9 protein-coding genes are annotated in these 11,991 nt (G+C 73.3%); 5 read left to right on the forward strand and 4 right to left on the reverse strand.

Features of this window, described 5'->3' with window-relative positions; translation table 11 throughout:
- Nucleotides 1-125 precede the first annotated feature (125 nt).
- Nucleotides 126-491, reverse strand: a complete 366-nt coding sequence (locus BMZ82_RS37235) for a zinc ribbon domain-containing protein YjdM (RefSeq protein ID WP_093781829.1) — start codon at nucleotides 489-491, stop codon at nucleotides 126-128.
- Nucleotides 488-1,300: a hypothetical protein gene (locus BMZ82_RS37240; protein ID WP_371271355.1), complete on the reverse strand. Its 813-nt coding sequence runs from the start codon at nucleotides 1,298-1,300 to the stop codon at nucleotides 488-490. Before BMZ82_RS37240 ends, BMZ82_RS37235 begins: the two co-directional genes overlap by 4 nt.
- 174 nt (nucleotides 1,301-1,474) lie before the next feature.
- Here BMZ82_RS37240 and BMZ82_RS37245 point away from each other — a divergent pair, with 174 nt between their 5' ends.
- Entirely contained in the window at nucleotides 1,475-1,894 is a 420-nt protein-coding gene (locus BMZ82_RS37245; RefSeq protein WP_143098990.1) for a cupin domain-containing protein, read from the forward strand.
- A gap of 15 nt (nucleotides 1,895-1,909) precedes the next feature.
- On the opposite strand, the gene BMZ82_RS37250 is transcribed toward BMZ82_RS37245, so the two are convergent.
- On the reverse strand, nucleotides 1,910-3,337 hold the full coding sequence (locus BMZ82_RS37250; RefSeq protein WP_093781831.1) for an alkaline phosphatase family protein: 1,428 nt from the start codon (nucleotides 3,335-3,337) through the stop codon (nucleotides 1,910-1,912).
- Nucleotides 3,338-3,594: 257 nt separating this feature from the next.
- On the opposite strand from BMZ82_RS37250, the gene BMZ82_RS37255 reads away from it, so the two are divergent.
- The 4 genes from BMZ82_RS37255 (at nucleotide 3,595) to BMZ82_RS37270 (ending at nucleotide 11,670) form a co-directional block, all read left to right on the forward strand.
- Nucleotides 3,595-4,281 (forward strand): lipoprotein, encoded by a 687-nt coding sequence (locus BMZ82_RS37255; protein WP_093781838.1) that lies wholly within the window; start codon nucleotides 3,595-3,597, stop codon nucleotides 4,279-4,281.
- Nucleotides 4,282-4,890: 609 nt separating this feature from the next.
- On the forward strand, nucleotides 4,891-7,428 hold the full coding sequence (locus BMZ82_RS37260) for a SpoIIE family protein phosphatase (RefSeq protein ID WP_093781832.1): 2,538 nt from the start codon (nucleotides 4,891-4,893) through the stop codon (nucleotides 7,426-7,428).
- Nucleotides 7,429-7,495: 67 nt separating this feature from the next.
- Nucleotides 7,496-10,201, forward strand: a complete 2,706-nt coding sequence (locus tag BMZ82_RS37265) for a SpoIIE family protein phosphatase (protein ID WP_177244857.1) — start codon at nucleotides 7,496-7,498, stop codon at nucleotides 10,199-10,201.
- A gap of 104 nt (nucleotides 10,202-10,305) precedes the next feature.
- Entirely contained in the window at nucleotides 10,306-11,670 is a 1,365-nt protein-coding gene (locus BMZ82_RS37270) for an FAD-dependent oxidoreductase (protein ID WP_093781833.1), read from the forward strand.
- A gap of 109 nt (nucleotides 11,671-11,779) precedes the next feature.
- Here BMZ82_RS37270 and BMZ82_RS41435 read toward each other — a convergent pair.
- On the reverse strand, nucleotides 11,780-11,991 hold a 212-nt coding region (locus BMZ82_RS41435), incomplete at its 5' end, for a hypothetical protein (protein WP_218159087.1).

Here is an 11,991-nt window from a genome sequence, read left to right on the forward strand (position 1 = left end):
CGACGTATACCGCGCGGCCGGGTGCCGGGGCGGTCGGTTGCGGGCGGGAGTACCCGAATTGGCTGCGCGGAGCGACGGGAATCACCGTGGACGTGGTGGCCGCCACGGAGGTCGGGGGCGGCCGGTCAGGACTTCTTGACCACGCTCGACTTGAGCTGCATGGCCCCGAAGCCGTCGATCCTGCAGTCGATGTCGTGCCCGTCCACGCCGTCGACGAGGCGGATGCCGCGCACCTTGGTGCCGGCCTTGATGCCTGAGGAGCTGCCCTTGACCTTGAGCGCCTTGACGACGACCACGGAGTCGCCGTCCTGGAGAACGTTGCCCACGGAGTCCCGGACGACCTTCTCCGCGACGGCACCGACGGCACCGGCGTCCGCCGCGCCCTCGGCGGGCACCCACTCGTGGCCGCACTCCGGGCAGACCACGAGGGCGTTCATCTCGTACGTGTACGCGCAGGAGCAGCGGGGGCAGGGCGGCGGGTTCTCGGTCATGCGGCCAGCGTATCCGCAGGTCGGGCGAGGGCCTGGCGTCGGCGGCGGGACCGCTCGTGGAGCAGGCCGAGGACGAGGGCGGCGGCCACCGCGATCAGGTGCTCGCGGCCGGCGAGGTTGGGCTTGGCGATCGACTCGAGCACCATCGAGCCGCCGGTGAGCGTGAACACGATGGGCGCGTGGCGGACGACCGAGAGGTACGTGAACAGTCCGACGACGGCGGCGGAAGGGCCGGTGTCGAGCACCTGGCCGACCTCGGGCGGCAGTCCGATGCCCCACCAGCCCGGCCCCAGCGCCATCATCAGCCGCACCGTGAGGGTGCCCGCGAGCGTCGACGCGTAGGCGACCAGCAGGGTCCTGCGGCGGCCCAGGGACAGTTCGGCCAGCGCGAAGGCGAGGAACAGTTGGGTGATGCCCGCCCACACCGGCAGGTCGAGCGCCGGGACGTAGAGGGAGACGGGGGTGCGCAGCAGGGCCAGCCACAGGGGCAGGTCGCCCTGGACGCCACCGATGAGCCGTACCACCGTCGCGCCGCTGGGGTGCTGGGCTATGGCGTGGAAGAAGATCACGCCCGCGCAGGCCACGAACGCCAGCAGCAGGGCGGCCGGACCGCGCTGGCGCAGTTGCCGTAGGGGGTCGACGACGATGCCGTACCACTCGCCGCGCAGGGTCCGGCCGACGAACCTGGCCGCGCGGGCGAGTGTCGCGGCTATGCCGCGGCGCGGCCTGTCCTCGGACCGGCCGTCCCGGGGCTCAGCCGCTGCGGCTCTGTCGCGAGGCCGCTCCACTTCCGGACGCAGGATGCTCAAGGTCTCCCCCCACCCACTCGTCGCACGATGTTTTCGTACGAGTCACGCCCTGGAAGACGCGAAGACGGCTCGCGAGGATCACTCCGTTCGCAAGCCGTCTATCTCACACTTCCCCGGGGCACTCCATGACACCCGGTCACGCCACCGTAACTCAAGTGGGTTAATCTCACCTCTGTGGAACGCACTGACCAGCGGAACATGACAACGGCAAGGTTACGTAGCGTCGAACCCGTACCGGCGCTGCTCGCCGACGGCCTGCTCACCGAGCGGCTCGCGCTGGCCGTGCCGGCGGACACCAGGGTGGTGGTGGCGGACTACGAGGTGCCGCCGGGCGGCTCGCTGCCCTGGCACTACCACGAGGGGCGGGTCGTCGCCGTGGTGACGGCGGGCGTCCTGACCCGGACCCTGGCGGACGGGTCCGAGTGCGTGACGCCCGCCGGCGGGTGCATCGTCGAGCCGGTGGGGCCGCAGGGCGTGCACCGGGCGGAGAACCGGGAGCCGGAGCCGCTGCGGATCTGCGCCCTGTTCTTCCTGTCTCAGGGCAGCCCGCTGTCTACGCGCGCAGAACCGCCGGACGCCGTCGCGTACCCATGAGCGACCCCGGCCGGGTCAGCGCTGCGGGTGGCGGCTCGTCTCCTGGTAGGGGAAGGTCTGCTCGGCGCCCGGCAGGGTGGGCTTGGGCAGGGTGGCGACCTCCTGCTGCGCCGTCAGCAACTGCTCCGCCGTGTCGTCGGGCAGGACCGGTGCGAGCGGGCGGGCGTCCTCGAAGCGGAAGGCGGAGGTGAAGTCGCCGAAGGTGCGGCGGCGCCAGGCGCTGATGTTGGGCTCCGCGACGCCGGTGACCCGTTCCAGCAGGCGCAGGGCGGAGGTGTGGTCGAAGCGCTCCGAGGCCACCCAGCCGCCCACGGTCCACGGCGAGACGATGATCGCGGGGACCCGGAAGCCGCCGCCGACCGGCAGCCCGGCGACGAACTCGCCGGGCGTCCCGGCGGGCGGGGTCGGCGGCGGCACATGGTCGAACAGGCCGTCGTTCTCGTCATAGTTGAGGATGAACGCGGTCTTGCGCCAGACCTCCGGGTTGGCCGCGATGGCCTCGATCTTCGAGGCGACGAAGGCCGCGCCGGCCGCCGGCAGGTAGTCCGGGTGCTCCGACTGGTGGCCCGGCGGCACCAGCCAGGACACCGTCGGCAGCCGGTCGTTGCGGGCGTCGTCCTCGAACGTGCCCTCCGGCTGCGCCCGTACGCCCCGCTCGTACAGTTCGGAGCCCGGTCGCGCGTTCTTGAACGCGGCGAACTGCTCCAGCAGGTTGCAGCCGTAGTCGTCCTCCTGCTGGTACACCCGCCAGTCGACGCCGGCCGCCTGGAGCCGTTCGGCGTACGTCGTCCAGGCGAACGGCGTGGGCGCGAAGTTGCGGACGACGGGGCCGCCCCGGCCGCCGTCGGGGTCGATGGTGCCGGTCATCCACATCAGGCGGTTGGGCCAGGTCGGGCCGAGGACCGAGCAGAAGTAGTGGTCGCAGACGGTGAAGGTCTCGGCCAGCGCGAACTGGAACGGGATGTCGTCGCGCGTGTAGTAGCCCATGACGTAGGGGCCGTCGGCGCCGTCGGCCTTGCGGTGGGCGGGCAGCCAGTTGTCCATCCGGCCGCCGTTCCACGCCTCGTGCTGGACCGACCAGGCGTGGCTGGTGGACGGGATGGCCTGGGCGCTGGAGGTGTGGGTGTCCAGGTGGAAGGGGAGCAGGTAGCCCTTCGGGTTCTGGGCGTCGGGCTGGTGGAAGACGGACCGCCCGCTGGCGAGGGTGAGCGCCTCGGGGTCGGCGAAGCCGCGTACGCCGGCGAGGGTGCCGAAGTAGTGGTCGAACGAACGATTCTCCTGCATGAGCAGCACGACGTGTTCGATCTCGGCGAGCGAGCCGCGGCGGGGCGGTTCGGCCGCGACGGCCTGCTGGACGCTCGGCGGGAGGAGGGAGAGGGCCGCGGCGGCGCCCAGCGCGCCCGTCGCGGAGCCCAGGAGTCTACGGCGGGTCAACTCGGCCATGTGGTGAGCCCCTTGTGAGCGGAGGAAGCGGCGGAGGAGGAAACGGCGGGGGAAACGATGGGAAGTCGGCCCGTGACGATCGGCGCGGTCGTGCTCATGCCGCTATGGCTTCCCCTCCGGGTGGCGAATGTGACGACACGTCACTCGTCCGTGCGAGCGAGCGGTCGCGGGGCCCTCGGTTACAGTGCTCCGCCGGCATCCGGCCGGCGGCGAGAGGAGACACAGCGGTGCGCTTCGGGGCGGGGAACGTGGGACGCATGGGACGGAGACCGACGAGAACGGCCCTGGTGACGGGGATGGCGGCAGGGCTGCTGACGGTGCTGGCGACGGGGTGCGCGGCCGAGGGCGGGACCTCGGACAGCGGCGCGTCGGGGACGTCCGGAGCATCGGCGAAGGCCACCGCGAAGGTCGCTGTCGCTGTGCGCGGCGGGTCCGTCGGGGCCTCCGGGTCGGCCTGCGAGCTTCCCGTCACCTTCGACATCGCCGAGTCCTGGAAGGCGGAGGCCGTCGCCGCCGAGGAGGCGAGCGCCGCCACCGGCGACCTGGCCGAACTCGCCGACGCGTTCGTGCGGCAGGGCCCGGTCACCATGGCCTGCGAGATCGACGCGAAGCCCGCCGGGAAGATCGGGTTCCTGCGGGTGTGGACCGGCGAGCCGGGCGACACCGACCCGCGCGCCGTACTGGAGAAGTTCGTGGCCGCCGAGCAGGAAGCGAGCGGGGCGAAGTACCGCACGTTCACGACGGACGACGTCACCGGCGCGGAGGTCGAGTACATCACCACGAGCAAACTGATGGAGGAGAGCAAGAAGGAACGCGCACTCGCCGTCAGCACCGCCGCGGGCCCCGTCGTCCTACACCTCGGCGGCCTGGACACCACCGAACACGAGGCAATGCTCCCGGCCTACGAACTCGCGAGAAGCACCTTGCACCCCACGGCGGCCTGACGGCCGCCGGATCGACGGCCGGGCAGCGGCCGGGCAGCGGCCGGGCAGTAGCCCGGCCGACAGACGGCCCGGCGACGGCCGGGCCACGGCCGGGCCGAGCGCGTGCGGATGCACATCCGGCCAGGTCGGCCCAGCAGCAGCCCGACAACGGCCAAGCCGACAACCGGCCCTACGACCGCCCGGCGACGGCCAAGCCGACCGGATGCGGCTGCCGCCGACCCGACAGCAGCCCGACAACGGCCAGACGGCAGCGCGGCCACGGCCGGGCCACGGCCGGGCGGGGCGCGTGCGGATGCACATCCGGCCCAGTCGGCCCAACGGCGGCCAAGCAGCACCACGACAACAGCCCTGCCGACAACCGGCCCGACGACAGCACGACAACAGCCCTGCCAACAACCCGCCCGACGACAGCCCTCCGACGGCCAGGCGGACCGGGTGCGGCTGCCGCCGACCCGACGGCAGCCCGGCCACGAACCCACGGCAGCCCCATGGCAGCCCAGCCACAACCCGGCCGCCGCCCGGCGGGCCGTGTGCGGATGCATGTCCGGCCTGGTGTGGCGCATTCTTGCTGTGTCGACCAAGCGGCGGCGCATGGACGAGGTAGGGGCGATGACTGGGAGCGCCGGGGACGAGGGGGAGCCGTCCGGGGCGTCGTCCGTGCTGCTGACCGGGGCCGTGGCGGACGCGCTGCGGGTGACGGACGGGCGCGCCGGTGGGGTGTACCTGTGCTCGGCCACGCCCGGGCTGCTGCGGCTCGCGGTCCTGTCGGGGCTGCCCGGGCCGCTGTTCCGTCCCTGGTGGCGGATGAACGTGGACCGGCCGTTCCCGGTGGCCGACGTGTTCCGGACGGGTGTGCCGGTGGTGCTGGCGAACGCCACGGAGGTGATGCGCCGGTACGCCCAGTTCGCGGCGGGGCTGCCCTTCCAGTTCGGTTCGCTGTATGTGCCCGTCGTGGCGGACGGGCGGTCCTTCGGGGTGCTGACCGTGCTGCTCCCGGCGGTGGGCGACGCGGCGGAGGTGCTGGCGGAGCGTGAGCGGCTGTCGGTCGTGGCGGCCGCGCTGGGCGTGGCTCTGCTGCGGCTTGAAGCGGCCGGCGAGGCCGTGACCTGGGACGACGAGCCGCTGTGCGTGCGGCCGCCGACGGCGGGAGCGGCGCCGGGGCGGGTCGGGCGGTTCTCGTGGGACCCGGCGACCGACGCCGTGACCATGGACCGGCAGGCCCGCGCCCTGCTCGGGCTGCCGCCGGGCGAGCCCCCGGCCACGCTGGACGCCCTGGCTCGGGCCGTCGACCCGACGGACGCCCACCGGCTGCCCGGTCTGCTGCGCCGGACGGCCCAGGGTCCTCCCTCGCCGCTGCCGATCCAGGTGCGCACCACCGAGGGCGGCCTGCGGCTGCTGGAGCTGTGGCAGGCGACGGGCGTGGGCGTGGCTGGTCCGGCCGATGCCTCCGACGCGCTCCGGCCCGTCGCCGGTGTGCTCCTCGATCCCGGGCAGGGCGCGCTGGCCGACGGAGCCGCCGATCTTCTCCCGGAGGGCGTGTTCTGTCTCGACCGGCTCGGGCTCGTCGTCTACGCCAATCCTCGCGCCGGGCACCTGCTGGGCGTGGCGCGGGACCGGCTGGTCGGCCGGTCGCTGTGGGAGGCCGTGCCGTGGCTGACCCAACCGACGTGCGAGGAGCACCTGCGGGGCGCGCTGCTGACGCCGGAGCCCGCGCACTTCCACGTACGGCTGCCAGCCGCCGACGACCCGCTCGCCGTCCCGCGCCCGTACGAGGGCGACTGGCTGCGCGTGTCCCTGTATCCCGGCGCGGATCTGGTGACCTGTACGGCGGTCCCGGCGAACCGGGTGCCGGACGACGCGGCACCCGAGCCGGCCGGCCCGGAGCCGCCCCTGCCGGACGCCGCCGCCGCGACGGCCCCGCTGTACCGGCCGATCGTGCTGGCCATCGCGCTGACCGAGGCGGTGACCGCCCGGCAGGTGTCGGCGGTGGTCATGAAGGAGCTGCTGCCGGCGTTCGGCGGCCGTCGGCTGGCGATCTACCTGCTCCAGGAGCGGCACCTGTACCTGGCGTGGGAGTCCGGCTTCCCCGAAGGGTTCCTGGCGCCGTTCGAGGGGGTGGGGCTGGACGCCCGGCTGCCCGGCGTGGAGACGCTCACCACGGGCCGTCCGCTCTTCTTCGACTCGATGCAGCAGCTCGCCGCCGCCTATCCGGGCATCGCCCTGGACGCGACCGAGGGGGCCCGCGCCTTCCTCCCGCTGATCGCCTCCGGCCGCCCGGTCGGCTCGTGCATCCTCGGCTTCGACGGCCGACGCGGCTTCACCTCGGAGGAGCGCACCGTACTGACCGCGCTCGCCGGACTGATCGCCCACGCCATGGAGAAGGCCCAGCGCTACGACACGGAGGCGGCCCTCGCCCGCGGGCTCCAGCAGGCGCTGCTCCCCCGGCGGCTGTCGCAGCACCCGCGCGTGGAGACCGCAGGCCGCTATCTGCCGGGCACGGAGGGCATGGACGTGGGCGGCGACTGGTACGACGTCGTGGAGGCCGGGGACGGGCTGGCCCTGGTCATCGGCGACGTCCAGGGGCACGGGGTGCAGGCGGCGGCCACCATGGGGCAACTGCGCAGCGCGGTACGGGCGTTCGCGCTCGGCGACCGGCCCCCGGAAGAGGTCATGGGCGGTACGAACCATCTCCTCATCGACCTGGACCCCGGCCAGTTCGCGAGCTGCTGCTACGTCCGGCTGGATCCGGCCACCGGGCTGGCCCGGGCGGCCCGCGCCGGGCATCTGCCGCCGCTGCTGCGCCACCCCGACGGGCGAACCGAGGTCGTGGAGCTGCCCGGCGGCGTGGTCCTCGGGGTGGACCCGCGCGCCCACTACCCGGTGACGGAACTACGGCTGGAGCCGGGCGCGATCCTCGCCCTGTACACGGACGGGCTGGTCGAGCGGCCGGGCCATGACATCGACGAGGGCATCATGGCGCTGCGCACGGTCCTGGCCGGAGCCGAGGGCCCCGTCGGACGTCCCCTCGCGGAGGTCGCGGACCGGCTCACCGCGACGGCCCGGCAGGCCGCCGACCGGCCCGACGACATCGCCCTGCTACTGGCCACCCGGCGCGCCGACGACGGAAATTTGCCGGGCCACGGGTGAACGTCGCGGCCCGTGACGCTCCGTGATGCCTCTCGCCTCACGGGGCCGGGCAGTGTAGACATGGCACATGGTCCGACTCCTGGGGCGCTCGGATGCCCGGCCGGCCCGTCGTCCCCGGGGCCCGGGGATCCGGCGTACGCCCGAGTCCGCGTTGGGCGGGCGCAGTCTCGCCGCGCAGGTGTTCGTCCTGCAAGTGGTCATCGTGCTGCTGCTGGTCGTGGCCGCCGTGGTGGCGCTGCTGCTCCAGGTGCGGCACGACACCACGCAGGAGGCCCGCAACCGCTCCGTCGCCGTCGCGGAGACCTTCGCGAACGCGCCGGGCATGGTCGCGGCGCTGGCGAGCCCGGATCCGACGGCCGTGCTCCAGCCCCGCGCCGAGGCCGCCCGCAAGGCCTCGGACATGGACTTCATCGTCGTCATGAACGCCGACGGCATCCGTTACACCCACCCCAAGCCGGACCGCATCGGCAAGAAGTTCGTCGGGACCATCCAGCCGGCGCTGGACGGCGGCGTCGTCGTCGAGGTGGTCGACGGGACCATAGGGCGGCTGGTCCAGGCCGTCGTACCGGTGAAAGCGCCCGACGGGAAGGTGGTCGGGCTGGTGTCGTCCGGGATCACCACCGCGCACGTCGGGGGCAACGCCGACCACCAGTTGCCGCTGGTCCTGGGCAGCGCCGGCGTCGCCCTCGTGCTGGCCACCGCGAGCACCGCGCTGGTCAGCCGCCGCCTGCTGCGCCAGACGCACGGCCTGGGCCCGCGCGAGATGACCCGCATGTACGAGCACCACGACGCGGTGCTGCACTCCGTGCGGGAAGGCGTGATCATCGTCGGCGCGGAGGGCGATCTGCTGCTCGCCAACGACGAGGCGCAGCGGCTGCTCGACCTGCCGCCGGACGCCGAGCTCCGGCAGGTCCTCGATCTGGGGCTGGACCGCGACACCGCCGAGCTGCTGGCCTCCGGGCGGATGGTCACGGACGAGGTGCACCTCGTCGGGGACCGGCTGCTGGCGATCAACCAGCGGCCCACCGACCTGGCGGGCGGACCGGCCGGCAGCGTCGCCACGCTGCGTGACTCCACGGAGCTGCGCGCCCTGTCCGGCCGGGCGGAGGCGGCCCGCGAGCGCCTCGACATGCTGTACGCGGCCGGGGTCGGCATCGGCACGAGCCTGGACGTGGCCCGCACGGCGGAGGAGCTGACGGAGCTGGCCGTGCCGAGGTTCGCGGACTTCGCGACCGTAGACCTGTACGACGCCGTGCTGGCCGGCGAGGAGCCGGAGGCGCGGGGCGCGCTGCGGCGCACGGCGCTGAGCGCGATCCGCAAGGGCGCGCCGCTGTACGCGGTGGGCGAGCGGATCCGGTTCGTGGACTCCGCCCCGCAGGCCCGCAGTCTCGGCGGCCGGCGGGCGGTCCTGGAGGCGCACCTCTCCCGGTCGCCGGGGTGGCGGGCCCAGGATCTCGAACGGACCGAGCAGGTCGTGGAGTTCGGCATCCACTCGCTGATCACCGTGCCCGTGCGGGCCGGTGCGCTGATGCTGGGCGTGGTCAGTTTCTGGCGGTCGGAGCGGCCGGATCCCTTCGACCCGGACGAGGTGGTGCTCGCGGAGGAGCTGGTGGCGCGGGCCGCGATCTCCATCGACAACGCGCGCCGCTTCACCCGCGAGCACGGCATGGCCGTCACGCTGCAGCGGAGTCTGCTGCCGCGCACCCTGCCCGAGCAGAACGCCCTGGACATCGCCTACCGCTATCTGCCCGCCCAGGCGGGGGTGGGCGGCGACTGGTTCGACGTGCTGCCGCTGTCGGGGACCCGGGTCGCGCTCGTCGTCGGCGACGTGGTGGGGCACGGGCTGCACGCGGCGGCCACCATGGGCCGGCTGCGCACCGCCGTCCACAACTTCTCCGCCCTGGACCTCGGGCCTGAGGAACTCCTGGGGCTGCTCGACGAGTTGGTGGCCCGGATCGACCAGGACGAGGCGGCCGACGGCGCGGGCGAGCCCGTCTCGGGGGCGACCTGTCTGTACGCGATCTACGATCCGGTGACCCGGCGCTGCACCGTGGCCCGCGCCGGGCATCCGCCGCCGGCGCTGGTCCATCCCGACGGCCGGGTCGAGTACCCCGAGGTGCCCGCCGGGCTGCCGCTGGGGCTGGGCGGGCTACCGTTCGAGACGGTCGAGCTGGAGCTCGCCGAGGGCAGCTCGCTGGTGCTGTACACGGACGGGCTGGTGGAGGACCGGGAGCGGGACATCGACACCGGTCTGGAGCTGCTGCGCACCGCCCTGGAGCAGGGCGCCGACGGCTCGCCCGAGGAGACCTGCCAGGGCGTCCTGGACGCCCTGCTGCCGGCCCGCCCGAACGACGACATCGCGCTGATCGTGGCGCGCACCCGGGCGCTGGACGCCGACCGGGTCGCCGAGTGGGACGTACCGGTCGACCCGGCGGCGGTGGGCGAGGTGCGGGCGGCGGTGGCCCGGCAGTTGGCGCGCTGGGACCTGGCGGAGCTGTCGTTCACGACGGAGCTGATCCTGAGCGAACTGGTCACCAACGCGATCCGCTACGGCGGTGCGCCGGTGGGCGTCCGGCTGCTGCGCGACCGGACCCTGATCTGCGAGGTCTCCGACAGCAGCAGCACCTCGCCGCACCTGCGGTACGCGGCCATGACCGACGAGGGCGGGCGCGGACTGTTCCTGGTGGCCCAGCTCACCGACCGCTGGGGCACCCGCTACACCCCCAAGGGCAAGGTCATCTGGGCGGAGCAACCACTGCCCGATGGCTCATAAATGACGTTTATGAGTTCATAGACCGGACCCGCCTACCGGGTTAGGCTTGCCTGAGTTTAGGCTTCCCCCGAGTCGATCTGTCGCCACTCGAAGGGAACCTGATCATGCCCCGCCCCCTGCGGGTAGCCATTGTCGGAGCCGGCCCCGCCGGGATCTACGCCGCCGACGCGCTGCTCAAGTCCGATGTGGCCGCCGACCCTGGTGTCTCCATCGACCTCTTCGAGCGCATGCCGGCCCCGTTCGGCCTGATCCGTTACGGCGTCGCCCCGGACCACCCGCGCATCAAGGGCATCATCACGGCCCTGCACCAGGTTCTCGACAAGCCGCAGATCCGTCTCTTCGGCAACGTCGACTACCCGACCGACATCAGCCTGGACGACCTGCGCGCCTTCTACGACGCGGTGATCTTCTCCACCGGCGCGACGGCCGACCGCGAGCTGGCGCTCCCGGGCGTCGAGCTGGCCGGCTCGTACGGGGCCGCGGACTTCGTCTCCTGGTACGACGGCCACCCGGACGTGCCGCGCACCTGGCCCCTGGAGGCCGAGAAGGTCGCGGTCCTGGGCGTCGGCAACGTCGCTCTCGACGTGGCACGCGTTCTGGCCAAGACGGCGGACGAGCTACTGCCCACGGAGATCCCGCCGAACGTCTACGAGGGCCTGAAGGCCAACAAGGCGCTGGAGGTCCACGTCTTCGGCCGCCGTGGCCCGGCGCAGGCGAAGTTCTCCCCGATGGAGCTGCGGGAGCTGGACCACTCCCCGAACATCGAGGTCATCGTCGACCCGGAGGACATCGACTACGACGACGGCTCGATCGCGACCCGGCGCGGCAACAAGCAGGCCGACATGGTCGCCAAGACGCTGGAGAACTGGGCGATCCGCGATGTCGGCGACCGCCCGCACAAGCTGTTCCTGCACTTCTTCGAGTCCCCGTCGGAGATCCTCGGCGAGGACGGCAAGGTCGTCGGCCTGCGCACCGAGCGCACCGCCCTGGACGGCACGGGCAACGTCAAGGGCACCGGCGAGTTCAAGGACTGGGACGTCACGGCGATCTACCGCGCCGTCGGCTACCTCTCCGAGAAGCTGCCGAAGCTGCCCTGGGACCTCGACTCGGGCACGGTCCCGGACGAGGGCGGCCGGGTCATCGAGGAGTCCGGCGCGCACCTGCAGTCCACGTACGTGACGGGCTGGATCCGGCGCGGCCCGGTCGGTCTCATCGGCCACACCAAGGGCGACGCGAACGAGACGGTGGCGAACCTGCTCGCCGACCACGCGGGCGGCCGTCTGCACACGCCCGTCTCGCCCGACCCGGCGGCGGTGGAGGCGTTCCTCGCCGAGCGCGAGATCCGCTTCACCACCTGGGAGGGCTGGTACAAGCTGGACGCCGCCGAAAAGGCACTGGGCGAGCCCCAGGGCCGCGCACGCGTGAAGCTCGTCGAACGCGAGGACATGCTCCGCGAGAGCGGCGCGTAAGCAACAACACGGTCGGGGCCCGGAGAGTCTTCCCTCCGGGCCCCGACCGCGTTCCCCCTGGACCCCGACAGGGAGACCACGGGGCCGCGCAGCTCGGGCAGCCGCCCGGTCAGGAGCTCCAGCAACCCTGGCCGGGCCGCTCCGAAAATCCGGGCGGAGACGGGCCGTTGGGGCACTGCCCGGTCGCGACAGCCCGGAGGGCGTCCGCTACCTGGACCGACCGGCTGACACCGTGCCGACGCCCGCGGACCGGGCCGTCAGCGGCGGCCGCGAGATCCCGGCCGCCGACGACGGCCAGCGCCGCGGTCAGGAGCAGCAGCG

The sequence above is a fragment of the Streptomyces sp. yr375 genome (assembly GCF_900110755.1).
Classification (GTDB): Bacteria; Actinomycetota; Actinomycetes; order Streptomycetales; family Streptomycetaceae; genus Streptomyces.

What these genes read in the sequence shown, in the direction of transcription:
- BMZ82_RS37235 (WP_093781829.1), bottom strand. Translation starts at nt 491, where the DNA reads ATGACCGAGAACCCGCCGCCCTGCCCCCGCTGCTCCTGCGCGTACACG.
- BMZ82_RS37250 (WP_093781831.1), bottom strand. Translation starts at nt 3,337, where the DNA reads ATGGCCGAGTTGACCCGCCGTAGACTCCTGGGCTCCGCGACGGGCGCG.
- BMZ82_RS37255 (WP_093781838.1), top strand. Translation starts at nt 3,595, where the DNA reads ATGGGACGGAGACCGACGAGAACGGCCCTGGTGACGGGGATGGCGGCA.
- BMZ82_RS37260 (WP_093781832.1), top strand. Translation starts at nt 4,891, where the DNA reads ATGACTGGGAGCGCCGGGGACGAGGGGGAGCCGTCCGGGGCGTCGTCC.
- BMZ82_RS37265 (WP_177244857.1), top strand. Translation starts at nt 7,496, where the DNA reads ATGGTCCGACTCCTGGGGCGCTCGGATGCCCGGCCGGCCCGTCGTCCC.
- BMZ82_RS37270 (WP_093781833.1), top strand. Translation starts at nt 10,306, where the DNA reads ATGCCCCGCCCCCTGCGGGTAGCCATTGTCGGAGCCGGCCCCGCCGGG.